Origin of the sequence: Novosphingobium sp. (assembly GCF_039595395.1) — a bacterium.
GTDB lineage: Bacteria > Pseudomonadota > Alphaproteobacteria > Sphingomonadales > Sphingomonadaceae > Novosphingobium.
In genome coordinates this window covers 2,896,748-2,921,798 of sequence record NZ_JBCNLP010000001.1, presented here as the reverse complement: position 1 = coordinate 2,921,798, position 25,051 = coordinate 2,896,748, and the positions used below count along the sequence as shown (strand labels likewise).

19 protein-coding genes and 1 pseudogene are annotated in these 25,051 nt (G+C 65.2%); 9 read left to right on the top strand and 11 right to left on the bottom strand.

The window, feature by feature from the left end:
• Nucleotides 1–708 carry a GntR family transcriptional regulator gene (locus tag ABDW49_RS13500; protein WP_343612548.1) on the bottom strand — a complete coding sequence of 236 codons (708 nt, stop codon included), beginning with the start codon at nt 706–708 and terminating at the stop codon, nt 1–3.
• A 59-nt stretch (nt 709–767) separates the two neighbouring features.
• Between ABDW49_RS13500 and ABDW49_RS13495 the strand changes: the two genes are divergently transcribed.
• From ABDW49_RS13495 to ABDW49_RS13485, 3 genes are all read left to right on the top strand, one after another.
• Nucleotides 768–1,910: a mandelate racemase/muconate lactonizing enzyme family protein gene (locus ABDW49_RS13495; RefSeq protein ID WP_343612547.1), complete on the top strand. Its 1,143-nt coding sequence runs from the start codon at nt 768–770 to the stop codon at nt 1,908–1,910.
• Nucleotides 1,907–3,166: an MFS transporter gene (locus tag ABDW49_RS13490; protein WP_343612546.1), complete on the top strand. Its 1,260-nt coding sequence runs from the start codon at nt 1,907–1,909 to the stop codon at nt 3,164–3,166. Before ABDW49_RS13495 ends, ABDW49_RS13490 begins: the two co-directional genes overlap by 4 nt.
• Nucleotides 3,167–3,456: 290 nt before the next feature.
• Complete coding sequence (locus ABDW49_RS13485; protein ID WP_343612545.1) at nt 3,457–6,117, top strand: TonB-dependent receptor; 2,661 nt, start codon at nt 3,457–3,459, stop codon at nt 6,115–6,117.
• A 99-nt stretch (nt 6,118–6,216) separates the two neighbouring features.
• Here the strand turns inward: ABDW49_RS13485 and ABDW49_RS13480 are convergent, their stop codons facing one another.
• The 7 genes from ABDW49_RS13480 to ABDW49_RS13450 all read right to left on the bottom strand — a co-directional run bounded on the left by ABDW49_RS13480 (nt 6,217) and on the right by ABDW49_RS13450 (nt 12,706).
• Nucleotides 6,217–6,981, bottom strand: coding sequence for an enoyl-CoA hydratase/isomerase family protein (locus tag ABDW49_RS13480; protein WP_343612544.1), 765 nt, complete (start codon nt 6,979–6,981; stop codon nt 6,217–6,219).
• Entirely contained in the window at nt 6,978–8,174 is a 1,197-nt protein-coding gene (locus ABDW49_RS13475) for a CoA transferase (RefSeq protein WP_343612543.1), read from the bottom strand. Before ABDW49_RS13475 ends, ABDW49_RS13480 begins: the two co-directional genes overlap by 4 nt.
• A gap of 16 nt (nt 8,175–8,190) precedes the next feature.
• Entirely contained in the window at nt 8,191–8,943 is a 753-nt protein-coding gene (locus ABDW49_RS13470; RefSeq protein ID WP_343612542.1) for an SDR family oxidoreductase, read from the bottom strand.
• Nucleotides 8,940–10,130 carry an aldose 1-epimerase family protein gene (locus ABDW49_RS13465; protein WP_343612541.1) on the bottom strand — a complete coding sequence of 397 codons (1,191 nt, stop codon included), beginning with the start codon at nt 10,128–10,130 and terminating at the stop codon, nt 8,940–8,942. The genes ABDW49_RS13470 and ABDW49_RS13465 overlap by 4 nt, the downstream gene beginning before the upstream one ends.
• Before the next feature lie 65 nt (nt 10,131–10,195).
• Complete coding sequence (locus tag ABDW49_RS13460; protein ID WP_343614287.1) at nt 10,196–10,960, bottom strand: kinase; 765 nt, start codon at nt 10,958–10,960, stop codon at nt 10,196–10,198.
• 10 nt (nt 10,961–10,970) lie between these two features.
• A complete protein-coding gene (locus ABDW49_RS13455; RefSeq protein ID WP_343612540.1) occupies nt 10,971–11,930 on the bottom strand; it encodes a D-glycerate dehydrogenase in 960 nt (319 codons plus the stop codon).
• Between the two features lie 44 nt (nt 11,931–11,974).
• Nucleotides 11,975–12,706 carry an SDR family oxidoreductase gene (locus tag ABDW49_RS13450; protein ID WP_343612539.1) on the bottom strand — a complete coding sequence of 244 codons (732 nt, stop codon included), beginning with the start codon at nt 12,704–12,706 and terminating at the stop codon, nt 11,975–11,977.
• A gap of 173 nt (nt 12,707–12,879) precedes the next feature.
• Here ABDW49_RS13450 and ABDW49_RS13445 point away from each other — a divergent pair, with 173 nt between their 5' ends.
• The 3 genes from ABDW49_RS13445 (at nt 12,880) to ABDW49_RS13435 (ending at nt 17,465) form a co-directional block, all read left to right on the top strand.
• Complete coding sequence (locus ABDW49_RS13445; RefSeq protein ID WP_343612538.1) at nt 12,880–13,989, top strand: extracellular solute-binding protein; 1,110 nt, start codon at nt 12,880–12,882, stop codon at nt 13,987–13,989.
• Nucleotides 13,986–15,152 carry a CaiB/BaiF CoA-transferase family protein gene (locus tag ABDW49_RS13440; protein ID WP_343612537.1) on the top strand — a complete coding sequence of 389 codons (1,167 nt, stop codon included), beginning with the start codon at nt 13,986–13,988 and terminating at the stop codon, nt 15,150–15,152. The genes ABDW49_RS13445 and ABDW49_RS13440 overlap by 4 nt, the downstream gene beginning before the upstream one ends.
• A 177-nt stretch (nt 15,153–15,329) precedes the next feature.
• The gene (locus ABDW49_RS13435) at nt 15,330–17,465 is read left to right on the top strand and encodes a right-handed parallel beta-helix repeat-containing protein (protein ID WP_343612536.1); all 2,136 of its coding nucleotides are present in this window, start codon (nt 15,330–15,332) and stop codon (nt 17,463–17,465) included.
• On the opposite strand, the gene ABDW49_RS13430 is transcribed toward ABDW49_RS13435, so the two are convergent.
• From ABDW49_RS13430 to ABDW49_RS13420, 3 genes and pseudogenes are all read right to left on the bottom strand, one after another.
• The gene (locus ABDW49_RS13430; RefSeq protein WP_343612535.1) at nt 17,438–18,568 is read right to left on the bottom strand and encodes an MFS transporter; all 1,131 of its coding nucleotides are present in this window, start codon (nt 18,566–18,568) and stop codon (nt 17,438–17,440) included. The two genes, ABDW49_RS13435 and ABDW49_RS13430, sit on opposite strands and share 28 nt — an antisense overlap.
• A gap of 97 nt (nt 18,569–18,665) precedes the next feature.
• A pseudogene (locus tag ABDW49_RS13425) lies at nt 18,666–18,869 on the bottom strand (MFS transporter); the annotation flags it as partial.
• A 538-nt stretch (nt 18,870–19,407) separates the two neighbouring features.
• Complete coding sequence (locus ABDW49_RS13420; protein WP_343612534.1) at nt 19,408–20,880, bottom strand: diguanylate cyclase; 1,473 nt, start codon at nt 20,878–20,880, stop codon at nt 19,408–19,410.
• A 165-nt stretch (nt 20,881–21,045) separates the two neighbouring features.
• Between ABDW49_RS13420 and ABDW49_RS13415 the strand changes: the two genes are divergently transcribed.
• The 3 genes from ABDW49_RS13415 to ABDW49_RS13405 all read left to right on the top strand — a co-directional run bounded on the left by ABDW49_RS13415 (nt 21,046) and on the right by ABDW49_RS13405 (nt 24,950).
• Nucleotides 21,046–22,185 carry a PatB family C-S lyase gene (locus ABDW49_RS13415; protein ID WP_343612533.1) on the top strand — a complete coding sequence of 380 codons (1,140 nt, stop codon included), beginning with the start codon at nt 21,046–21,048 and terminating at the stop codon, nt 22,183–22,185.
• Between the two features lie 199 nt (nt 22,186–22,384).
• Nucleotides 22,385–23,722, top strand: a complete 1,338-nt coding sequence (locus ABDW49_RS13410) for a family 1 glycosylhydrolase (protein WP_343612532.1) — start codon at nt 22,385–22,387, stop codon at nt 23,720–23,722.
• Nucleotides 23,723–23,939: 217 nt separating this feature from the next.
• Nucleotides 23,940–24,950, top strand: coding sequence for an aromatic ring-hydroxylating dioxygenase subunit alpha (locus ABDW49_RS13405; protein WP_343612531.1), 1,011 nt, complete (start codon nt 23,940–23,942; stop codon nt 24,948–24,950).
• Nucleotides 24,951–25,051 lie beyond the last annotated feature (101 nt).

The following is a 25,051-nucleotide window of genomic DNA, read 5'->3' as shown; positions in this document are numbered from 1 at the left end:
TCAGAACATTCCCAAGATGCGTTGCAAGGCGGCCTGGAAGTGCTGGTTGAGAGCCGCCTCGGCACGGTCGGCGTCGCGGTCGGCGCAGGCTTCCAGGATTTCGAGATGTTCGCGCAGCGTGCGCAGCGCGACAGGCTGGGTGATCAGCCGCTCCAGACGGATCAGCGTCACGTAATTCTTCAACCGGCGCGAGGTCGTCTCGACCAGCGGATTGCGCAAAGTGGCAATCATCGAAGCATGCAGGCGGTGGTCCAGCGCATCCACCCGGTCGGGCATGTCGGCCGAAAAACCGTGCGTTTCCATATGCTCGATCAGCGCCTTGTGGTCCGCGATCAGCGTGGCGATCTCATTGGCATCCCCCGCCTCGGCAAAGGCGCGCGCGGCGGAACGCTCGATGATGGTGCGGAACTGATAGGTGCTGCGCGCCAGCTCCAGATCGGGCTTGAGGAACTGGATGCCCGAACGTGGATGGATCGTCAGCACGCCCTCGGCCTCCAGCACGCGCAGCGCATCGCGCAGCGGCTGCACCGGAATGCCCAGCAGCTTCACCAGATCGTTCTGCGACACGAAAGCCCCCGCGGGCACGCGCTTTTCGAACAATCCTTCAAGGATCGCGCTGTAGGCGACATCGCTGAGCCGCTTGCCCACGAGGCTCGCGGTCTCATCGCTGTCATCCTTTCCAGCTTGCCAAGTTTGTTTGTCTGCCATATCTATCCTTGCGCACTGATATCTCAAAACGTCACTCTGGATCAATAGTAGCGGTGAAAATGGCGATCGTCGACTTCCGTATCACTCGATTTCAATTCGCGCGGGACCGCGTGATCGGTGACAGCCAGGTGCGGACGGACGATGTCCATCTCGCCGCGCTGGAATTGATCGACGGGGCAGGGCGGGTGGGCCTGGGTTTCATGCAGTCGCTCTTCGCGCCGCTGCCCGATGAGGCCGAGCTGATACGCATTTTCGCGGTGGAAATCTGGCCCGGTCTGGACGGGCAGGAGCCTGGGGCGCTGGCCCATCGCGTCGCCCGCCCGCGCGGTGGCAACCAGCGCCGCAGCGGCATTCCTGTCGAGGAAGCGCTGCAGCATGCGGTGTGGGATCTGTTTGCCAAGCAGGTGGGCCTGCCCTTGTGGCAATTGCTGGGCGGGCGGCGTTCGAAGGTGCGCGCCTATGCCAGCGGGCTGGACTTCCATCTGGCTGACGATGCCTTTCAGGCGCTCTTCGCCCATGCCGCCTCGGAGGGTTTTACCGCCTTCAAGATCAAGGTCGGCCATGCCGAGGTGGAACGCGACCTGCACCGCCTCGATCTGCTGGCGAAGGCTGTCGGCCCTGACCGCACGGTGATGATCGACGCCAATGAAGCCTGGTCGCCCAAGCAGACCATCGCCAATCTTGAGCTGTTCCGTCGCGCGGGCCATCCGATCTTCTGGATGGAGGACCCCATTCTGCGCAGCGACATCGACGGGCTGCGCTTGCTGCGCGGCACGGCGGGCGAGACGCTGATCAATTCGGGCGAATATCTCGATGTTTCGGGCAAGCGCGCGCTGCTTCAGGCGGGCGGGGCGGATATGCTCAACGTCCATGGCCATGTCACCGATGTGATGCGCATCGGCTGGTTCGCGGCAGAGCTGGGCGTGCCGGTCACGCTGGGCAACACCTTTCTGGAGGTGGGGGTGAACATGGCGCTGGCGCTGCCCGAAGTCGAATGGCTGGAGTACAGCTATCAGAACTTCGAGCATCTGGTGGAGCAGCCCTATGAGATCCGCGATGGCTTCATTCATGGTTCGCAAGCGCCGGGCCACGGTCTGGTGCTGAGCGAGGAGGCCCGCGCAGCATGGCGCCGCCCCGAGGTGCTGGAACGTAGCGCCCTTGGCGATGCGCCGCCGCAACATCGTCTGACAGGCGTGCTGTGAGCGATCTGGCCATCGCGCCCGCGCTGGTGGCGGGGCAGGGGCGGCCGTGGCGGCTGTTGCTGTCGTTGTCTGCCGTGTTCTTCGTGCTGCTGGCGCTCTATTGCGCGGTGCTCTCGGTGCTGCTGCCCAACCAGATCGAGGCGCTGGATCACGCGCATAAGGCGGGCAATCTGGCGATGGTCTTTGCCGTCACCTCGGTCTTCTCGACGCTGACCACGCCGATCGCCGGGGCGCTGTCGGACCGCACATCAGGGCGGTTCGGGCGGCGCACGCCATGGATCGTGCTGGGATCGGTGGTGGGCGGCATCTGCCTGTTCCTCACCGCGCGCATGACCAGCCTGTGGCCGATCACCATGGTCTGGGTGGGGGCGACCGTCGCGCTCAATTCCATGCAGGCCGCCGTCACGACCATCGTGGCCGACCGTTTCCCCGCCGAACAGCGCGGCACCGCCTCGGGCTTTGTCGGCGCGGGGATGACGGCGGGGGGCACGGCGGGCATCGTGCTGGGCGGCTATCTGGCCTATGACATGACGCTGGCCTATGGCGTGCTGGCGGCGGGCATCGTGCTGGTGTGCCTTGCCTTCATCCTCCTCAACCCCGAGCCGCCGGTTTCAGCCGCGCCGCCAGAGCCGTTCCGGCCCGGCGCTTTTCTCGCCGGTTTCTGGGTCAGCCCGCGTGAGCATCCCGATTTTGCCTGGGCCTTTCTGGGCCGCTTCACGATCTATATGGGCTATCAGGGGATCGTCACCTATCTGCTCTATATTCTGCAGGATTACATTCACCTCTCGGTGTCCGCCTCGAACCGCACCATTGCCACGCTCTCGACGATCACCTTTGTCGCGCTGGTGCTTTCGGCCTTTGGGTCGGGTTTCGCTTCGGACCGGGTGGGGCGGCGCAAGCCTTTCGTCTTCCTCTCCAGCATCATCATGGGGCTGGCGCTGATCGTGCCGCTGGTGATGGCCAGCGTGCCGGGGATGATGGGCTATGCCGCGCTGATGGGCATCGGTTACGGCGCCTTTATGTCGGTGGATATGGCGCTGATGACCCAGGTGCTGCCGCAAGGACGCGGTGAGGCGACCGGCAAGGATCTGGGCATTCTGACCACGGCGGTCAACATCCCCCAGATCCTCAGCCCGGTGTGGTCGGCATGGCTGCTGCATGTGACGGGGGGCGATTACCGGGCTCTCTTCGTCTCGGCGATCGCCTTCGTTTTTGCCGGAAGCTGTTTCGTGCTGCCGATCCGTTCGGTGCACTGAAACCCGTTTCCGGGCGCATGTCGCCATACGCCATGTGCTGTTCCGATAAGATGGCTGGGTAAGCCACTGCTTCTGCATGCTCAATGTCCGTGCCTCTGCACCGGGGCGATGACCGGAGCACCCACGGCCCCGGTATCAAAAAACCCTCTTGAAAGACATTCCAAGAGGTGCAATTGATATATCAATAATGAATCGTGAAATCTTAAAAACGCGATATGGGAAATGGGGAAGGACCGGGGATGAAGGGTAGGTTCAGTCGCTTCGCAATGGGTGTGGGTTTGTCAGCCTTGATGGCCGGCCCCGCCTTCGCGCAACAGGCGCCGCAGGGCGCTCCTCCGCCCGGCGATGCCAGCACCGCCAGCGGCCAGCAGGAGATCATCGTGACCGGCCTGCGCAAATCGCAGCAGGCCGCCATCGATATCAAGCGCAAGGCCGTGAACATCGTCGATTCCATCGCCACCGAGGATCTGGGCAAGCTGCCGGAAAGCAATGTCGCGGAATCGCTCCAGCGCATCACCGGTGTCACCATCGATCGCAGCCATGGCGACGGCAATTTCATCTCGGTGCGCGGGCTTGGGCCCCAGTTCAACGTGGTGACGCTCAACGGCCGCACGCTGGCGACCGAGAATGTCGGCCGCGAATTCAGCTTTGACGAACTGCCCTCCGAGCTGATCGCCGGGGCGGATGTCTACAAGAGCCCGATGGCCAAGCTGAACGGCGCCAGCATCGGCGCGACGGTCAACATCCGCTCGATCCGCCCGCTCGAACTCAAGCCCTTTACGCTGGCGCTCTCCGGTCAGGCGCAGGACCAGCAACTCGCCAAGAACTGGGGCCCTTCGCTCTCGGGCGTGGTGAGCTGGCACAATGCCGAAGGCACGCTGGGTCTGGCGGTGGTCGCCTCCTACGAGGACCGCAAGATCCGCACCGACGAATTCGACATCGGCGCGGGCTGGGTCACCCACAGCAGCACCGACAGCTATTACAATGGCCGCGTCGGCCCCAATGTGGCGCCTTTCACCAATGTGACGATGCCGTCCAACATGTCGCCGACCTATGTCTTCACCACCAAGAAGCGGGTGGGGACCAATGCGACCTTGCAGTGGAAGCCCACCGACACGCTGCTCTTCACGCTGGATGGTTTCTACACGCGTTTGAACGAGCTGGATAACACCTCGCAGATCGCTTACGATTTCAGCGGCGGCACGCTGGTCGATCAGGTGGTGCAGAACGGCTCGGCGGTGGCCCAGCGCTTTACCGGCGGCACGGTGGACGAGATCGTCAGCAGCACGGTGCAGCACAACACCACCTATCTGATCGGCGGCAATCTGGAGTGGCACAAGGGCGACCTGAAGTTGACCGCCGATCTGGCGCGCTCGCAGGCCACCCGCACGGGCGCGGCCGACAGCTATTTCTCGACCTTCCGCCGCACCGGCATGGATCTGTCATGGGACAGCCGCACCGGCAATCCGATCTTCAACATGGCCTGGTCGAACCCCAACTACGCCAATGCCGCCACCGATGTGAACCACATCGGCGCGCATTACGAGGCGGATGGCGGCTCCGACATCAAGGACCAGACGCTGGAGGCCAAGTTCGACGGCGTGTGGGATCCGGGCAACGGCTTTGTGGTGTCCTTTGGCGCCGCGCGTGAGGATCGCAAGAAGACCAACAACACGCTGCAGCAGCCCCCGGCCTCGCAATGCGCTTTCTGCGGCGGTTCGGTCTATGTGCCGATGCCCGCCTCGCTGTTCCAGACCACGCCGAACGACTGGTTCTCCGGCTACAATGGCAGCATTCCGCGCCAGTGGATCACCTATGATCCGCGCCAGTTCGTGCAGGCGCTGCAGGCCTTCAAGAGCAGCGATCCCAATTTCGTCGGCTATCAGCGCCCGGTCTTCAACCCGGCGGCCAGCTCTGTGGTCGATGAGCATGTCTACATCGGTTACCTGATGATGGACTTCAAGACGCAGCTTGCGGGCATGCCGCTGGCCATCAACACCGGCCTGCGTTTCGAGGACACCAGCTACACCTCGACCGGCGCGGCGCAGACGATCCTGAGCGCGCGGCCCAATGGTGGCGGGCAGAACATCATCACCCTCTCGCCGGTGGTGCCTTTCGGCTTTGCGGGGCATTACAATGATTTCCTGCCCTCGCTGAACCTGCGGCTGGATCTGACCGACAAGCTGGTCGCGCGCTTCTCAAGCTCGCGGGTGATGACGCGCCCGACGCTGACCGATCTGTCGCCCGCCCAGTCGATCCTGACCAATCCGGGCAATGAGCAGATCACCCGAGGCAACCCCAACCTCAACCCCTTCCGCGCCTCGCAGGTCGAGACCGGGCTGGAGTGGTATTTCGACAAGACCTCGCTGCTGTCGCTGGCGCTGTTCTACAAGAGCATCGACTCCTTCGTGGCGCAGACCACCACGCCCCAGCAGGTCGATCAGGTGACCTTCCAGGTGACCGAGCCGACCAATGGCAAGGGCGCAGCGGTGAAAGGGCTGGAGCTGAACTATCGCCAGGCCTTCACGCGCCTGCCGGGGATCTTCAGCGGGCTGGGCTTCCAGGGCAGCTTCACGCTGGTCGACAGCAATGCCCAGTATCAGAACCAGGTCAGCGGCACGAGCTATGGTCTGGAGGGGCTCTCCAAATATTCCTACAGCCTTGTCGGCTATTACGAGAAATACGGTTTTCAGGCGCGCATGGCCTATACGTGGCGCAGCAAATATCTGGAAACGGCCAATGGGCGCAATGGTCTGCCGCTCTATTATGCGGCCTATGGCCAGTTGGACGCCAGCCTCGCCTATGATGTGAACAAGCATCTGACCGTGATGGCCAGTGCGCTGAATCTGGCCGATGAGCGCGAGTTCACCTACTCAAGCGTGCCCAGCCAGACCTTCAGCTATGGCGATACGGGGCGGCGCTTCACCTTTGGCGCGCGCATGCGGTTCTGAACCGGGGAGGGCGGGGCGTGACAGCGCTCCGCCTTCCTCGCGCACAGAAAAAGCCGGCACAGGAGCGATCCCGTGCCGGCTTTTCTGTGTTGGCGCGCTTTACTTGCGCCGAAACACCGGCGCGCGCTTTTCCTTGAACGCCGCTCGGCCTTCCAGCGCATCCTGCGTGGTAAAGCAAATTGTCTGCAGGTCGCGCTCATAGGCCATGGCTTCCTCCAGCGGCATGGAGAAGGCTGCCGTCAGATTGCGCTTGGCGGTCTCGGCGGCGATGGGGGCGCGCGCGGCAATGGTCTCGGCCAAAGCGCGCGCGCGGTCCATCAGCGCATCGGGCTCGATCACTTCACTGACCAGACCCCAGCCCAGCGCGCGTTGGGCATCGATGGGGTCGCCGGTCATCAGCATCAGCGCCGCATTGGAGGCGCCGATGGAATGCGCCAGAAAGGCCGCCATGCCGCCTCCGCCGATCCAGCCCAGCTTGATTTCGGGCGCGGCGAATTTGGCGTTGCTCGAGGCGATGCGGATGTCGCAGCTCAGCGCGGTTTCCAGTCCGCCGCCCAGCGCATGGCCATTGACCGCCGCGATGCTCGGCTTGCGCAGCTTATGGATGGCATCGCAGTAATCCACGCGGTTGCGGAAATCCCAGGGCGTCGCGTAATCGTCCAGCGCCTCGACATCCGATCCCGCGCAAAAGGCCTTGGGCCCCGCGCCGGTGATGATGACGCAGCGTATATCATCGTTGCGGTCGCATTCCTGTGTCGCTTCCACGATGGCCCTGGACATGGCCGGTGTGGCGGCGTTGAACTTCTCCGGGCGGTTGAGCGTGATGGTGGCGACCGCGCCGTCGATTTCGAACAGAATGCTCATCTCATGCCTCCTGACGGACCACGCCGCTCTCCAGCAGGCGCTTGATGGTGGCGTCGTCGAAGCCCGCCTCGCTCAGCACCTCGCGGCTGTGCTCGCCGATCTGGGGGGGCGCCGCGCTCCACCGTGGAGGGCGTTTTCGAAAAGCGGATCGGGAAGCCGGGGGTTTTGACGCGGCCCTCGCTGGGGTGGTCATACTCCACGAAGGTGCCGTTATGCGCGATCTGCGGATCGGCCACCACATCCTCATAGCCATAGACCTTGCCCGACCAGATATCGTGGCTGTCGAACAGGGCCAGCCATTCCGCGCTGCTGCGTGCGGGCAGCTTTTCGCGGACGCGGGCGAAGATGGCGTCGCGGTGCGCCCAGCTATCGGTCTCATCGTCCATAGCGGCGAAACTGGGCTCGCCGATCAGTTCGCCCAGCTTGCGCAGGCTGGCAAAGGCCAGCGCGATATAGCCATCCGCCGTGGCGAACACGCCATAGGGCGAGCGGATGTAGCAATGGGCATGCGGTTCCTCCGAGCGGGTCTGCGGCTTGCCGCCCACGGTGAAGACCGAGAGTTCCTGCATCTGGATCGTCACCAGCGCGTCGAGCATGTTGACCTCCACCAACTGCCCTTCGCCGGTGCGCTCGCGGTGAAGCAGCGCGGCCAGCGCGCCCTCGAAGGCGCTATAGGCGGTGATCGCATCGGCCAGATATTGCCCTGCCGGAGCAGGCGGATCGCTGGCCCGCCCGGTGGAGAGCATCGCACCCGACATGGCCTGCAGGATCAGATCCTGCCCCGGGCGTTTGGCATAGGGCCCGCTCTCGCCATAGCCGGACATGGAGACATAGATCAGCCGGGGGTTGATGGCGCTCAGCGTCTCGTAATCCACCCCCAGCCGTTTGGCGACGCCGGGGCGGTAGTTCTGGATGAAGACATCGGCGCTCTTCACCAGTTCGAGCAGCGCGGCCTTGCCGTCCTCGCTCTTCAGATCGATCGCCAGCGAGCGCTTGTTGCGGTTGAGCGAGAGGAAGGAGGTGTTGATCTTCCGGCCCGTCGCGCCGCCTGCCGCGCGATAACGCTGCCACTCGCCGGTGGTCGGCTCGACCTTCACCACATCGGCGCCCAGATCGCCCAGCCGCTGCGCCGCAAAGGGCCCCGCCATGGCGATCGAGCAGTCGAGGACGCGATAGCCGCTCAGAATACCCATGATAGATCGTGTCCTCTTAATGCATGATCCAGCCGCCATCGACGTTGAGCGTCTGGCCGGTGATGAAGCCCGCCTCGTCGGAGGCGAGGAAGGAAAGCGCGGCGGAAATGTCGCGCGGGGTGCCGCGCCGCTGCACGGCCTGATGGCTCAGCACATGGCGGGTGTAGCCCTCAGGATCGGGGTGGATCTTCTCGGCATCGGTGGGGAAGGCGCCGGGCGAGAGGGCATTGACGGTGATGCCGTCGGGCCCGAACTCGCGCGCCCAGGCCCGTGTCAGCCCGACCAGCGCGCCCTTGGAGGCGACATAGGGCGAAAGCTGCGCCCAGCCGCCATAGAAGGTGACGCTGGCGATGTTGACGATACGCCCCCACTGCCGCGCGCGCATGCTGGGCAGGGCGACCTGCACCGCCACAATCCCCGCATCGACATTGATGCGCTGCACGAGTTGATGCTCTTCGATGGAATAATCTTCGAAGCGTTTGGAAGGATAGATCGCGGCATTGTTGATGACGATATCGTAGCCGCCAAGCCGCTGGCCGACGCCCGCGATATCGGCGCGGAAGCGGGCCAGATCGGACATATCCGATGCCAGCACGGTCAGCCTGTCGCGATGGGTGCCTGCAGCCGCCGCTTCCAGCGCGGCGATCTTGGCCGGGTCGTTGTCGACCACCACCACTTGAGCGCCCTGCTCAAGGAAATGCAGCACCGTGGGCAGGCCGAGCCCGCCCGCCGCGCCGGTGTAGAGAATGGTGCGCCCGGCGATGCTCATGCCGCCACCTCGCGGCCTGCGATGGCGCGGTAATTGCCCGAGGGTTCGGGGAAATCCTCGGCGGGCTGGATGGCGATGGCGCGGATGCGCTCCTCGGCCTGCGCAATGGCCGCGCCGCCGTCGAGCACGATAAAGCGCGTATCGTAATGCCGCTCCTCGCCGTGTTCGAGCCAGATCAGCTCGTCGCGCTGGCGGGCGAAGGGCTTGCCCAGCACATGGTTGGTCGAGGGCTCGATGCCCAGCGCATATTGCCCCGCCTGCAGGTTCTGCCACTCATACTGGCAGGGAAACTGGTCCTTGCGCGTCTCGACCATCAGGCCGAACCCTGCCGCATCATTGATCAGCGCGACGGGCACGCGCCCTTGCGCATCGGCGCCCATCTCATGCTGCCAGACCTGCTCGTGGAAGTTGCGCTGCGGGGCGGGCAGGGTGCGATAGCCCGCGTTTTGCCTCCGGTAATCCGCCCCTTCATGCGCCGCCCAGACCACATCGCGCACCGGGGCGAGGTAACGCGCACCCTCCGCCAGCACGGGGTGGCCGACATTGATATGATAGCAATACATATGCGGCGTGCGGTAAAAACCATGGTTCACCACGCGGTCGGAGAGGCGGATTTCATCGCCGCCGACATCGGCCTCGATGCGGCGGATCAGATGCAGATCCTCGCCGAAGACGGTCGATTGCTGCACGATCCCTTCAGCCCAAAGCACGCAGCGCTCACCCTCCCAGCGCTCGCCATAGCCGGTGAGGCGCGCGGGGATCGTGCCCACCCGCCCATGCAGCGAGGAGGACACCACCTTGCGCGGGCCATAGACATAATGGCTCGCGTCATCCTCATCCATAAACAGCGTGTGATCGAGCCCGCAGGTCACCAGCAGGCCCGAGAAGGAGCGCAGCCATGCCAGCCCGCCTTCGCCCTCATACTCATGCAGGCTGGGGTGGCGGAAACCGGCGGGCGAGTTCCAGCCGATGGCGCGGGCGTTGTGTTCGCAATCGGCGATATCCATCGCGCGATCGACCAGCACGGTGAAGCGCAGCCCGCTGCCGGTGCGGAAGTCGAGCATGCGGATGCCGCGCTCCACCCCGTCGCCAAGGGTCATCAGGCGCACGCCTGCAAATTGCGAAAGCATGCCGCTGTGCTGCGCGATCTCGCGTCGCGCATAGTCGCGGCCGTAAAGGTGAACCATCGCCGTTCTCTCCCGGACTGATGGCTGCACCCTACATTAAAAGATCAATATGGCAATCAGAGATATCAGATGCGCAGTGAGCGATCCTCATTCAGCGGCAGCGTCAGATCGGCATCGTGGGGCATGTCGCCGAGGATATGGCGGGTGAGCCGCTCGTAATGCTGGATAAAGCGGGCGATCTGGGTGTCGTTCATGCCCTGGCCCCTGGCGCGCAGGGCCTGCTCCTGCTCGATACGCCAGCGCAGCACCACCTCGAAACCGGGGGCGGCCAGCAGGATCAGCGCATCGAGCCGGTCGAACAGGGCGCGATAGGGGCCGCTGAGCTGATCGTTGACATGGCGCCGCCAAGCGCCGGTGGGGTCTTCATCACGCTCCAGAGCGTTGACCGGATTGACCAGCGCCGCAGCGGATTGCGGCCGTGCCCCCACGCACCAGCCTTCCAGTATCAGCAGGCGCGTGTCGGCAGGCGCATGTTCCCATTGATCGAGCGGCGCGCGATCATCCACCCCCTTGTCGAAGCGCGGCAGCAGGGCAGGGCGCCCCTGCGCCAGCTCATCCAGCAGCTTGAGCCCCAGCGCCACATCATGCGTGCCCGGCACCCCGCGCGTGGCCAGCAGAGGATGGACCGTCCGCCCCAACTCCTCGCGCACCGCCTTCGTATGATAGAGATCGTCGATCGACAGCACAGCGGTCGCCACGCCTTCGCCGCGAAACAGCGCGGCCAGACCCTCGCTCAGCGTGGATTTCCCGCTGCCTTGCGCGCCGCAGATCCCCACCACCAGCAGGCTTTCGCCCAGCTTCGCGCGGATCGCCCCGGCGGCGCGCGCCAGCGTGACGGGATCAGACGGCACGGTTGGGCAGATCCCGTCCGGCGAAGAAAGCGTCCAGATTGTCCGCCGCCTGCATGCCCATGGCGGTGCGGGTCTCGATTGTCGCGCTGCCCAGATGCGGCAGCAGTACAGCATTCTCGCAAGCCAGCAGATCGGGATGGACCACCGGCTCGCGCTCATAGACATCGAGCCCCGCCGCCGCGATGGTGCCCGATCGCAGCGCCCGCGCCAGCGCCGCCTCATCCACCACCGGCCCGCGCGCCGTGTTGACCAGCACCGCAGTCGGCTTCATCCGCGCGAGCAGATCGGCATCCACCAAATGCCGCGTCTCGGCCCCGCCCGGCACATGCAGCGAGAGGATATCGGCCTGCTCTGCCAGTTCCTCCAGCGTCGTGACATGCCCCGGTTCGCCCGAGGGGCGGCGGCTGTGATGCAGCACCCGCACGCCGAAAGCCTCGGCGCGCTTGCCCGTGGCACGCGCGATCCGCCCGAAACCGACCAGCCCCAGCACCTTGCCGGTCAAGGTCTGGCCTAGCAGATGGGTGGGGTGCCAGCCCGGCCACTGACCGGCGCGCAACTGCCGCTCGCCTTCGCCCGCGCGGCGGCAGGCCATCATGATCAGCAGCATGGCGATGTCGGCGGTGGCATCGGTCAGAGCGTCGGGCGTGTTGGTCACGGCGATCCCGGCGGCTTTGGCGGCGACCAGATCGATATGGTCGAGCCCCGCGCCGAAATTGGCCAGCAGGCGGGCGCGGTTGCCCGGCTGGCCCAGCAAGTCGGCATCGATCCTGTCAGTGATCGTCGGGCAGATTGCGTCGAAACTCTGCAGCGCCTCGGCCAGTTCGGCGCGGCTGCGCGGGTGGTCCTCCGTGTTGAGACAGACCTCGTAATCGGCTGAAAGCCGCGCCTCCACCGCTTCGGGCAGGCGCCGCGTGACATAGAGTGTGGGGCGCTTTGGGGTATCGGTCACGCGGTCTTCCATCATGGTTCGGCCATCAGGATCGGGGCTGAGGGTCAGATTGTCCAGCCGCCATCGATGGCGATGGCCTGCCCGGTGGTGTAACCGGCGCCCGCCAGATAGACCACCAGATCGGCGATTTCCTCGGCGCTGCCGAAGCGGCCGATGGGCTGGCGCGCGACGAAATTGGCGCGTGTCGCATCATAATCGCCGCCCGCGCCCAGCCGGCCCTGAAGCGAGGGCGTGTCCACCGTGCCGGGGCAGATCGCATTGCAGCGGATGTTATGCGCCACGAAATCGGCGGCCACCGATTTGGTCAGCCCCAGCACCGCCGATTTGGTCACCGAATAGACGAAGCGGTTGGGCACGCCTTTCACCGCCGAGGCGACCGAGGACATGTTGATGATCGCGCCATCCTTGCGCTCCACCATGCCGGGCAGCACGGCGCGGATGGTGCGGATCATCGCCTTGACGTTGAGCGCCTGGGCGAAATCGAGATCGTCCTCGCTCGCCTCCAGAATGGTGCCGCCATGCACCACGCCCGCGCAGTTGAACAGGATGTCGATCCGGCCCACCTCGGCCACCAGCGCCTTCACCGCCGCATCGTCGAGCACATCGAGCTTGCGGAGCTCCACATGGGCGAGGCCGGCCAGGGCGGAAAGAGCCTCCTCATTGATATCGGTGGCGATCACGCGGGCACCGGCGGCGGCCAGCTTCTCCACGGAAGCGCGCCCGATGCCCTGGGCGGCGGCGGTCACAAGGGCGGTCTTGCCGGACAGGTCGGTCATTCAACTCTCCACGCTGGGGCGATCATCATGCCCGGAAGGAAACGCATAAGACAGCATCCGCTCCCGGCTGGACAGATTTTCATTTGTATATCACATGTGATAAAAGATATATCAGTTCAACTATGAGAGAGCGACAGGCGAGTCAACTCGCTTCCTCGCCAAGGGAGACATATGTGCATCTCAAGGGCATGACATGGGATCATCCGCGCGGGGTCGATCCGCTGGTGGCCGCATCGCGCGTCTGGCAGCAGCAGGGCGAGATGGAGATCGTCTGGGAGCGCCGCTCGCTGCAGGATTTCGAGACCTATCCGGTGCAGCAACTGGCGCGCGAGTATGATCTGATCGTCATCGATCACCCCCATGTCGGGCAGGTGGTGGCCGAGCAATGCCTGCTGCCTTTCGCTCCGGCGCGGCTCGATGGCATTGCGCAGGGGGCTTTGGGTCAGTCGCTGGAAAGCTATCGCTGGGGCGGGCAGGTCTGGGCCCTGCCGATCGACGCGGCGGCGCAGGTGCAGGTCCGCGCGCCCGAGCGCCTGCCGGTGGCGCCGACCACATGGGACGGGGTGCTGGCTCTGGCGGAGCAGGGGCGGGTGGCCTGCCCGTTGCTGCCGCCGCATTCGGTGCTCAGCCTGTTCACGCTCTATGGCTTGCAGGGCGGGGTGCCTTTGGACAGCGGAGTGCCGTTGCTTGCGCCGGAAAGGGGGGAGGCCGCTTTGCGCGCGCTGGGGCAGCTCTATCGCCTGATCGATCCGGCCTGCCTCGATATGGACCCGATCGCCGTGCTGGAGGCCATGGCCGCAAGCGATGCGCGGATCGATCTGGCGCCGATCATCTTTGGTTATGTCAGCTATGCGCGCGAAGGGTTCCGGCCCGCGCGTCTGGCCTTTTCCGATCTGGCGGCGATGGGGGCTGAGGGCCCGTGCGGCTCCTCACTGGGGGGCACGGGTATCGCCGTGTCGGCGCTGGGGGCGCATGGAGCGCAGGCGGCGGATTTCGCACTGTGGGTCGCGGGGGAAGAGGTGCAGAAGGGCCTCTATGCGCAGGCGGGCGGGCAACCGGGCCATGCCGCAGCGTGGAGTGATGCTGCGGTGAATGCGCCGGTTCTCGATTTCTACCGCGCCACACGCCGCACGCTGGATGCGGCATGGGTGCGCCCGCGCCATGACGGCTATATGGCCTTCCAGCATGAGGCCTCCTGCCGCATCAATCAGGCGCTGCGCCGGGGCGAGGACGAGGCCGCCGTCATCCGCGACATCAACGCCCTGTTCGAGGCCAGCCTGTGACATCGCCCTCATCCATGCCGCTCGAAGGGCTGCTGGTGCTCGATATGGCGCAGTTTCTCTCGGGCCCCTCGGCGGCCTTGCGGCTGCGCGATCTGGGGGCGCGGGTTATCAAGATCGAGCGGCCCGATGGCGGGGACATCTGCCGCACGCTCTATATGACAGACACCGATCTGGGCGGGGATTCCACCCTGTTCCACGCCATCAACCGCGACAAGCTGAGCTTTGCCGCCGATCTGAAAGACCCCGCCGATCTGGTGGCGGTGCACCAGTTGATGGCCCGCGCCGATGTGGTGATCCAGAACTTCCGCCCCGGCGTGGCCGACCGCCTCGGGGTGGGCTGGCAGGCGGCGCGGCAGATCAATCCACGCCTGATCCATGCCACCATCTCCGGCTATGGCGAGGATGGGCCATGGGCGGGCCTGCCGGGGCAGGACCTGCTGGTGCAGGCGGTCTCGGGCGTGATGTGGCTCAATGGCAGCGCGGGGCACGGGCCGGTGCCGGTGGGGCTGGCGGTGGCCGATATGCTGGCGGGCCATGCGCTGGTCGAGGGCATTCTGGCGGCGTTGGTCAGGCGCGGCATCAGCGGGCAGGGCGCGCGCGTGGAAACCAGCCTGCTGGAGGCCATCGTCGATTTCCAGTTCGAGGTGCTGACGACCCATCTCAACGACAATGGCCGCCTGCCGAAGCGCGATGCGAGCCATGGGGCCCATGCCTATCTGGCGGCGCCCTATGGCGTCTATGCCACGCGCGACGGGCATCTGGCGCTGGCCATGACGCCGCTGGCGAGGCTGGCGACCTTGCTGGATCTGCCCGATCTGGCCCGACTGGCCGAGGAGCCCGATGCCGCTTTCACCCAAAGGGAGGCGATCAAGCTGATGATCGCGCGCCATCTGGTCAGCGAGACCACCGACCACTGGCTGGCTCTGCTCAGGCCCCATGATATCTGGTGCGCGCCGGTGATGGACTGGCCCGGTCTGCTCTCGCATGATGCCTTCCAGCGGCTGGATATGCTGGGAAGGGTGAGGCGCGATGGCGTCGATGTCACCACCACCCGCAGCCCGATCCGCATCGATGGTGCGCGCCCGGCGGCGCAGGCGGCGGCTCCGGCGATTGGCGCGCATAACGATCTGCTGCGCGAGGAATTTGATCTGACAGGGCGGTGAGGTGCAGGCCTTGCGCGTTGCACGCGTTTGCGATTTCCTTCTTGTGCGATCCATTGTGATAGATATATCAAATACTATAATTGATATCTAAATATACGAATCCCCCAGCACCTGCGGGACATTCGGCAATGGGACAAGGCCGCCGCCCCCCAGGGCGCGCCTCGGGAGAGAGATGCGATGGTTGGTCGTGTGCATGGGCTTCTGGCAGGCGCGGCGCTGTTGATGGTCGCGGTCCCCTCGGCCGCCGCGCCCCAGCGCCCGCATGTCGAGTTTTTCGTGGCGCCCGGCGGCAGCGATCAGGCCTCGGGCAGCGCGCAGGCGCCGTTCCGCAGCCTGACCCGCGCTCAGGCGGCGGTGCGGGGCGTCAATGCCACTCAGGATGTGGTGGTGACGATCCATGGCGGCACCTATGCTCTGGCCGCGCCGCTGGCCTTCACCGCGAGGGATGGCGGACAGAACGGCCATAAGGTGACATGGCAGGGCGCCACACCAGAGGCCCGCCCGCTTATCACCAGCGGCACTGTCGTCACCGGCTGGACGCTGTTTGATCGTGAGCGCAACATCTATGTCGCCGATGCGACCAAGGGGGTGATCGCGCGCCAGCTCTGGGTCAACGGGCATGAGGCGCGCCGCGCCCGCACCGAAATCGCCCGCAGCGATGCCAGTTTCACCGCGCATGGCATCACGCTGAGCGGAGACGCCGCCAAGATCCTCGCCAAGGCCGCCGCCGAACACCGGCTGGAGATCGAGGCGACCGGTTTCTTCACCCATCGCTATGCGCCGGTGGAGCGCGTCAACGGTTCTTCGCTGGAGATGCGCCAGCCCGCCTGGAACAACAATCTCTGGGGCTGGGACACGGTGCAGAACCCCTTCCACGCCGATCAGGCGCATCTCTTTCTGACCAATGCGCTGGCCTTCCTCGATGCCGAGAACGAATGGTATCTGGATGCCGATGCCGGGCGGATTTACTACAAGCCCGCCGCCGGCGTCGATCTGGCGCAGGCCGATGTGCAACTGCCGCGCCTGCCGCTGCTGGTCAGCATTGCGGGCACGCCTCAGGCCCCGATCCACGATCTGACCATCAGGGGTCTGCAGTTTTCCTATACGAGCTGGACTGGCCCCTCCGGCCCAGAGGGCTATGCCAACCAGCAGAGCGGCGCCTTCCTGACCGGGCAGGCCAAAACTTTCCCGGCGGACGCGCTGACCTCCTGCTCGATGGGCTGCGCGGCCTTTGAAACGGTGCGCAACACCTGGCATCAGATGCCATCGGCGGTGCAGATTTCCGCCGCTCAGCATGTGCTGGTGGAGGGCAATGTCTTTGCCCATCTGGGGCAATATGCGCTGGGCATCGGCAATGATGCCAATGCCAATCTGGCCAGTGTCGGCCTTGCCACCGCCGATGTGGTGGTGCGCGACAATCTCTTCGCCGATCTTTCCGCAGGCGCCATCGCGGCGGGCGGCGTGCAGCCCGATGCCCATCACCCCTCCGACCCGCGCCTGACCAACCGGCAATTGCTGATCCAGAGCAATCTGATCCAGAGCACCGGCAAGGATTTCAGCGACACCGCCTCGGTGCTGGCGACCTATTTCGACGGGGCGATCATCATCCATAACGACATTTCCGATGCGCCCTATGACGCCATCGATGTCGGCTATGGCTGGGGTTATGTCGATCGCGGGGGCAATGCGAATTATCTCGCCAATTTCCGGGGTTACGATGCGGGGATGAACCCGCTCTGGGAAACGCCGACCATTCGCCACGATGTGATGGTGGCCTACAACCGCGTCTACAAGGTCAAGCAGATCGCCGACGATGGCGGAGCGATCTACAACCTCTCGGCCTGCCCGGATTGCGTCATTGCCGAGAACCATGTCTTCGACATCGGCCACCGCGTGGCGCTCTACCTCGATGAGGGATCGCGCGGCTTCACCGTGCGCAACAATGTGGTGGAGGGACCGGTGCGGCAATGGCTCAACGTCAACACCGCGCGCTCGGCGCTGCCCTTGCGCACCTCGATCAACAACACGGCCAGGGGCAACTGGCATGATGCCACCGTCGTCGGCGGCATCTGGAACGAGTATATGAACAACCTCATCGAGGACGACCACCTCGTCATCAACAATGCCTGGCCGGCGGCGGCTCAGGCGGTGATGGGCAATGCCGGGCTGGAGGCGGGCAACCATGTGCCCGCCTATCGTGACTTCAAACCGCGCCCCAAGGTGGGTCTGCCGCCGCCTGCGCCCGCGGGCAGCGGTACCTATGCGCGCCGCGATCCTCAGGGCGTTCAGGCCAATGATGCTTCGAAAGACTGACTGACGGGGCGCTCGCTGAGCGGCTTTACCGCGCGCCGGTGTAGGCGAGCCCCTGTCCGGGGGCGGGCTTGGCAGCCGGCAGAGGCGGCAGGGTGATATCGGGCAAAGCGCGGTCGACGGTCACCGGATGGCCCTCGGCCAGCAGTTGGCGCGCCTCGGCTCTGCTTTCCACCGCCGGGGGAGAGCCGCGCAGAGGCATGCCCGCCGTTTCCTTCACCGTCAGCATTGCGCCAAGGCCGATCAGCGCTGCGCCCATCAGGTAATAGGCCGGCATCAGCGGGTCGCCGGTGCGTCTCCACCAGCCAGGCGGTGACCAGCGGCGTGGTGCCGCCAAACAGCGAGACCGAGATGTTGAACGCGATCGACAGCGCGCTGTAGCGCACCGGCGTATAGAACAGCGCCGGCAGCGTGGAAGGCATCGTGCTGGTAAAGCACACCAGCGTGATGCCCAGCACCATCAGCCCCAGAAAGATCAGCGCATCATTGCCGGTGCCGATCAGCATCATGCAGGGAATGGCGAGCACGATCAGCGCGGCGCAGGCGCCGATCACCATCGGGCGGCGGCCCAGCCTGTCGGCGAACACCCCGCCCAGCACATTGAGCGGCATCATCACCAGCATCACCAGGATGATCAGCAGCAGCCCCTTGCTTTCGGCATAGCCCATGGTGACGCTGAGGTAGCTGGGCATGTAGGTCAGCAGCATGTAGTCGGTGACGTTGAACACCAGCACCAGCGCCACGCATTTGACCAACTGGCGCCAATGCGCGCTGATCATGTCGCGCAGGCGGACGGTCTCACGGTTTTCGGCCTCATCGGTGTAGGCCTTGAAGGCCGGCGTTTCCTCCAGCTTCATGCGCATGTAGAGGCCCAGCAGGCCCAGCGGCCCGGCCACCAGGAAGGGAACGCGCCAGCCCCAGGCCAGCATGGCCTGCGACCCCAGCGACATCTGCAGACCGGTGACCAGAGCGGCACCGGCGATATAGCCGCCCAGCGTGCCGAACTCCAGCCAGCTGCCCATCAGGCCCCGGTTGCGGTCGGTGGAATACTCGGCGATGAAGGTCGCCGCGCCGCCATATTCGCCGCCGGTCGAAAAGCCCTGCACCAACCGTGCGCAGCAGCAGCAGCACCGGGGCGGCCATGCCGATCTGCGCATAGGAGGGAATCAGGCCGATGGAAAAGGTGCCGAGGGCCATCATGATCATGGTCATGGCCAGCACCTTGTGGCGGCCATAGCGGTCGCCCAGCGGGCCCAACACCATGCCGCCCAGCGGGCGGACCACAAAGGCAGCGGTGAAGGCGGCCAGCGCCGCGATCAACTGGATGGCGGGCTTGTCGCCGGGGAAGAAGACCTGGCCCAGCGTGACGGCCAGATAGCCGTAGACGCCAAAGTCGAACCACTCCATCGCATTGCCGAGGGCAGCGGCAGCGACGGCGCGGTTGAGGGTGGGGCGATCGATGACGGTAACGTCGCTGATGGTGACTTCGTGGCGGCGTTTGAACCAGCCGAAATGCGCGCGCAGCGCATGAGTCTTCGATGCGCGCAGCGCATGGATCTCGGACATGTATGTCTCCGTTGCCGCCGGAAGCGGACGCGAGAGACGCACCCGGCACATGGCGGACAGGGCCGAAAAGACGACCAGAAAGGAAGCGACGCCGATGCGGCATCAAAGCTGTCCGAGGGGGTCTAGACAGCTAAATCCGTCAGCGGGGACGCTGATGGACGAGCCGTGCATGAGCCGGGGTGAGGAGTGCAATCGAATGACAAAAAGCTGCTGGCAGAGGGCGGATGGCGCTGCTCAAGGCCGGGAGACTCGGATATCGGGTCTCAGGAAAGGTCGTTAGATTGCTGTTTTTCGGCAATGATTGGTGAAGCGTCGGCCTGCGCCGCCATGACAGTGTGTGCACAGCCCGCCATTCCTCCCGATCATGGCGAGGGGAACGTCAGGCCGCCAGTGGAAGATGCACCGCATTGCGACCGCCGCGCTTGGCCTCGTAAAGCGCGGCATCGGCGGCGGCCAGAAGCGTCTGCGGCTCGCCCTCGCAGGCGTCGCTCGAACTGACCCCAATGCTGATGCTCACCTGCCCGCCCGGAGCCGGCGTGGGCAGGGCAAGATCGTAAATGCTGATGCGCATATGCTCGGCAATGTGCCAGGCCTGCGCCGAGGTGGTCGCCGGAAGGATGACCACGAACTCCTCGCCGCCATAGCGCGCAACCATATCGCCCTCCCGCGACGCGCAGGCGGCAAGCGCGGCGGCGACATCGCGCAGGCGCTTGTCGCCCTCGGGATGGCCGAGATGGTCGTTGAGCAGCTTGAAATGGTCGATGTCGATCATCAGCAGCGACAGGCTGTGGCCATGGCGCTGAGCGCGCGCCCATTCGCTCTGCAGGGTCGCGTCGAAATTGCGGCGGTTGGGCAGGCCGGTCAGATCATCGATGCGCGAGAGGCGCTCCAGCCGGTCGCGCTCTTCCAGATTGCGCAGATGCGTCAGCACATTGCGCAGGCCATAGACGATGGTCGCCGCGCCAAAGCCCGTCACCGCCCAGACCGGATGCGTGCGCAGCATCGTCGCGGCCACCACCAGCAGCATCGCGGGCAGCATCAGCGGGCTGATGGCCTGGGCCAGACGCTCGCGCCGCAGCGGGTTCGGGCTTTTACTGCTGCCCGTGGCCAGCGGGCGCGACACCATGGCGATCAGCAGCATGAAGGGCAGATCGATCACCAGATCGAAGGGCGTGCCGTAATCGGCCTCCCTCTGCCAGTGATCCATATAGGCCGTGCAGAGCATATAGATCACGCCATAGACCAGCAGAATGCCGAAGAAATCGCGATGCGCGCGCGTATGGCTGGTGGTAAAACGCATCAGCGCGAACAGCGCGACCAGTCCATTCTCGATGTCGAACATGCGCGTCAGCAGTTCGGCATCGGCAGGATTGGCGCCCGCCAGCGTCGAGAGCGAGAAGATATGCGCGAAGAACAGCAGCCCCAGCGCGCTGGCCAGCAAGGCATCGACGATGCGCACCGGCAGGCTCTCATTCTCCGGGCTGGAGGTGGCGAAGATGATCGGCACGCCATAGATCACGAAGAACATCAGGCAGACGCTGGCATCGCCCTGATAATGGCCCAGCGAGAGATGCATCAGCGCATTGGCCGCCATGCCGCCCGCCCAGATGCACAGGGCCAGCGCCAGCATGGTCCAGCCCTGCACGCCGCTGACGCCCGCGCGCTTATGGCAGGCCTTCGCCGTGATCAGGGCAAGCGTCACCAGACAGGCGAGCGAGATGATCGGCGCCATGCTGCCCGCCAGAAACGGCACGGCGGTGTGCCCGAAGACAAGGATCGCGGCGCACAGCCAAAGCGGTGGCCGCCCGGCGCGCAGGGCGCTGGGGGCGGGCTCTCCGCGCTCTGACAGCATAGCTTGTGGCACCCGAACCGCCCCTCGATACGTGATCTCCCCCATGCGGCAAACAGGGTTAGGAAAGGGTGAAAGGCGGCGCAGAAAGCGGAGGCGATGGCCGGATTCTTCCTCGCTGCGGCCGCCGGTTGATCTCTTGCCCGGCGTCTTATACCTGTCGAGGCGATGAGCCGCTTCGATCGCCTTATCGACCGCCACAACACAGGCGCCAACAAATGGAGCCGCTATGGCGCCGATGTCCTACCGCTGTGGGTGGCGGATATGGATTTCGCCGCGCCCGATTGCGTGGTGCAGGCGCTGGCCGAGCGTGCGGCGCATCCGGTCTATGGCTATGCCTTTGCGACGGAGGAGCTGCGCGAGACCATCGTGCGGGATCTGGCCCGGCGGCATGACTGGCACATCTCGCCCGAGGAGATCGTCTTCCTGCCCGGTGTCGAGCCCGGCTTCAACATGGCGCTTTCGGCGTTTCTGAAGCCCGGTGACGGGGTGGCGGTGCATACGCCCGCTTTTCGCCCGATGCGCCGCGCGACCGATGTCTGGGATTTGCGTTTTCTCGCCATGCCGCTGGCGCTGGATGGGGCGCGGTGGTTGGCGGACGACCGGCGCCAGAAGCGGGCCATGGCCGAGGCTCGCGCCTTGTTGCTGTGCAATCCGCATAACCCCACCGGCAAGGTCTTCTCCCGCGCCGAGTTGGAACTGTTGGCGCAGCAGGCTCTGGCCAGTGACACGCTGATCATCTCGGATGAAATCCACGCCGATCTGCTGCTGGAGCAAGGCACGCGCCACACCCCCATCGCGAGTCTCTCGCCCGAGGTGGCGCGGCGGACCATCACCTTGATGTCGCCGGGGAAGACCTTCAACATCTCGGGCCTGAGAACGGGTTTTGCCTTGGTGAGCGACCCCAGGCTGCGCGCGCGTTTCGATGCGCAAAGGCTGGGCATGGTCGACAGCGTCAATACCTTCGGTCTGGTGGCGATGCAGGCGGCCTATGCCCATGGTCACGCTTGGCTGGCCGAGCTGCTGGCCTATCTGCGCGGCAACCGGGACTGGCTGATGCAGGCCGTGGCAGACCGCCTGTCCGGCATCACCATGGCCGCGCCCGAGGCGACCTATCTGGCCTGGCTCGACTGTCGCGGCGCGGGGATCGCGGGCAGCGCTCAGGCCCATTTCCTTGAGAAGTCACGCGTCGCTTTGACCCCCGGCGAGGATTTCGCCGATCCCGGTGAAGGCTTTGTCAGGCTCAATTTCGCATGCCCGCGCAGCCTGCTCGAACAGGCCATCGAGCGCATGGCCGCCAGCCTTTGACCGCTCGGGCGCCTGTTCTGGCGGCGACGCTGCTGCGGACCCGGATCTGCCGCTGGCGCCGGGGGTGGTCGATGCCGTGGCGCAATGTATCGGGCAGGCGGGGCATCCATAAGGGCGGCGGGCCTGTTCCAATATCAGAATTAATATTCTAAAGGATGCCGACATCCATCGCATAAGCGAGAGTGAGGGAGAGAGCACCATGATCGACCGCCGTACCGTTTTGACCGCCGCCGCCATGACAGGGCTGGCCGGCATGGCGGCGTCTCCGCTGCGGGCGGCGGGGCGCGCTGCCAATCCGCATTTCCCGCAAGGCTTCCTGTGGGGCGCCGCCACCGCCGCGCATCAGGTCGAGGGCAACAACACCAACAGTTGCGTCTGGGCGATGGAGCATGCCCACCCCACCGTCTATGCCGAGCCTTCGGGTGATGCGGCCAACAGCTTCATGTTGTGGCGCACCGACCTCGATCTGGTGAAGGATATGGGGCTGAACTCATACCGTTTCAGCCTTGAATGGGCGCGGATCGAACCGGCCAAGGGCGAATTTTCCATCGCCATGCTGGAGCATTACAAGGCGATGATCGCGGGCTGCCGCGCGCGTGGTCTGACCCCGCTGGTCACCTTCAACCATTTCTCGACGCCCGTGTGGTTCGCGGCGCAGGGCGGCTGGTCCAATCCCGAGGCGCCCTCGCTCTTCGCGCGCTATTGCGAGCATGCCGCGCGGCATCTGGCCGGTGAGATCGGCTATGCCACCACGCTCAATGAGCCCAATCTGAGCGGGCTGCTCGACATCGTGCTGCCCGGCGACATCGGCAAGCGCCTGCTCGATGCCGACCGCCAGATGCAGGAGGCAGCCGCGCGCGAGCATGGCGTGGCGCGCTTCCTGCCGGGCAATCCGCTCTATGTCGCGGACCCGCATGTGGTGCAGGCCGGGCTGCTGGCGGGCCACAAGGCCGGGCGCGAGGCGATCAAATCGGTGCGCCCCGATCTGCCGGTCGGCGTCAGCCTAGCCATCATCGACGATCAGGCGGCGGGCAGGAACAGCCTGCGCGATGCCATGCGCGCCAAGCTCTACCGCCCCTGGCTGGAGGCGGCGCGCGGCAATGATTTCGTCGGCGTGCAGAATTACGAGCGCTCGATCTGGACCGACACCGGCCGCCTGCCCGCGCCCAAGGGAGCGGAACTGAACGACGCCGGCTCGGAGATCTATCCGGCCTCGCTGGCGGGTGCGGTGCGCTATGCCCATGAGGTGAGCGGCGTGCCCGTGATCGTCACCGAGCATGGGCTGAACTCCGCCGATGATACCAAGCGCGTCCGCCTGATCCCGGCGGCGCTGGCCGAGCTGAAGCGCGCGATGGAGGATGGCGTGCCGGTGCTGGGCTATATGCACTGGTCGCTGATCGACAATTTCGAATGGGTCTTCGGCTACAAGCCGCAATTCGGTCTGCACACGCTGGACCGGAAGAGTTTTGCCCGCACGCCAAAACCCTCCGCCGCCGTGCTGGGCGCCATCGCGCGGGCCAATGCTCTGCCAGCGTGATTGACCGCCCCATCGACATGATCTAATCCGGGCATGCCTGTTTAACCGCAGGCATGCCTGGTAGCCGGAGATCCGGCTTGGGAAGGCGCCGCTTGGCCGAGGCGTCATGCTGCAGGCCCCATTGGCGATCCGTGGAGCGGACGCGCAAGGGGGATGCAGCGCGCTCGCTCCCCCTTTTGCGCATCACCGTTCCGCGATCAAAATCGAGGAAGGTCTGATGAGCTATCTGCGCAACATCTGGTACATGGCTGGCTGGGAAGAGGAAATCGCGGGTGAGGCGCTGTTGGAGCGCCGCCTGCTGGGCCGCGACTGGCTGCTCTATCGGCAGCAGGACGGCGCCTATGCCATGCTTCACAACCGCTGCCCGCATCGCTTTGCCACGCTCGGTCAGGGCAAGCGCAAGGGCGACAGCATTGCCTGCCCCTATCACGGGCTAGCGTTCTCCGCGCAGGGCACCTGCCTGCACAACCCCTTCTCGGAGCGCATCCCGCCCCATGCGCGGGTCGATGCTCCGCCGGTGGTGGCGCGCCATCGCGCGATCTGGTTCTGGGCGGGTGATCCGCGCAAGGCCGACCCGGCGCTGATCCCGGACTTCTCCGCCATCGAGGTCGATCAGCCGATGGTCCATGGCCATATGCTGTTCCCGGCCCATTACGAGATCATCACCGACAATCTGATGGACCTCTCCCACACCGAATTCATCCATGAGGAAAGCTTCCGCATGCAGGGCAAATTCCTCGCCGGAGAGCATCGCGCGCAGGAGGATGAGGATGGCGCGATCTGGTCGAAATGGACCTTCCACAACACGCCGCGCCCGGCATGGCTGAAGGATGTCGCGCCCGAGGCGCGGATGGATGAATGGCTCGACATGCGCTGGCATGCCCCGGCCTCGATGCTGCTGGAGGTCGGCTTCACGCTGGCGGGCGAGGCGCGCGATGCCGCGCCCATGCCGCCTTTCGTGAACCCGCATATTCTGACGCCCGAAACCGCTTCGACCACCCATTATTTCTACACCCGCCAGCCCGGCGAAGAGGCCGAGGCGATGACACGGCAGGTCTTCGAGATGGAGGATCTGCCGATGCTGGAAGCCATCCAGCAGACCATCGGCGATGGCGCCGAGGGCGAGGCCTTCTGGGATCTGAAGCCGGTGGTGCTCAGCGTGGACGCTGCTGCCGTGCGGGCGCGCCGTCGCCTGATGAAGCTGAGGCGTGAGGAAGCGCAGGCCTGATCCGCCACACAAGCCGCATCATGGCCCGCCAAGAGCCACGATGCGGCTTGCACTGCGTTTCGATTTATCTAGAATAATGGTTCTAGAAAATAGGGAGATGA

Coding starts and splice junctions, on each gene's coding strand:
- ABDW49_RS13405 (WP_343612531.1), top strand. CDS start 23,940: ATGAGCTATCTGCGCAACATCTGGTACATGGCTGGCTGGGAAGAGGAA.
- ABDW49_RS13495 (WP_343612547.1), top strand. CDS start 768: ATGGCGATCGTCGACTTCCGTATCACTCGATTTCAATTCGCGCGGGAC.
- ABDW49_RS13485 (WP_343612545.1), top strand. CDS start 3,457: ATGGCCGGCCCCGCCTTCGCGCAACAGGCGCCGCAGGGCGCTCCTCCG.
- ABDW49_RS13480 (WP_343612544.1), bottom strand. CDS start 6,981: ATGAGCATTCTGTTCGAAATCGACGGCGCGGTCGCCACCATCACGCTC.
- ABDW49_RS13500 (WP_343612548.1), bottom strand. CDS start 708: ATGGCAGACAAACAAACTTGGCAAGCTGGAAAGGATGACAGCGATGAG.
- ABDW49_RS13470 (WP_343612542.1), bottom strand. CDS start 8,943: ATGAGCATCGCCGGGCGCACCATTCTCTACACCGGCGCGGCGGGCGGG.
- ABDW49_RS13410 (WP_343612532.1), top strand. CDS start 22,385: ATGATCGACCGCCGTACCGTTTTGACCGCCGCCGCCATGACAGGGCTG.
- ABDW49_RS13435 (WP_343612536.1), top strand. CDS start 15,330: ATGGTTGGTCGTGTGCATGGGCTTCTGGCAGGCGCGGCGCTGTTGATG.
- ABDW49_RS13420 (WP_343612534.1), bottom strand. CDS start 20,880: ATGCTGTCAGAGCGCGGAGAGCCCGCCCCCAGCGCCCTGCGCGCCGGG.
- ABDW49_RS13465 (WP_343612541.1), bottom strand. CDS start 10,130: ATGGTTCACCTTTACGGCCGCGACTATGCGCGACGCGAGATCGCGCAG.
- ABDW49_RS13450 (WP_343612539.1), bottom strand. CDS start 12,706: ATGACCGACCTGTCCGGCAAGACCGCCCTTGTGACCGCCGCCGCCCAG.
- ABDW49_RS13415 (WP_343612533.1), top strand. CDS start 21,046: ATGAGCCGCTTCGATCGCCTTATCGACCGCCACAACACAGGCGCCAAC.
- ABDW49_RS13475 (WP_343612543.1), bottom strand. CDS start 8,174: ATGGGTATTCTGAGCGGCTATCGCGTCCTCGACTGCTCGATCGCCATG.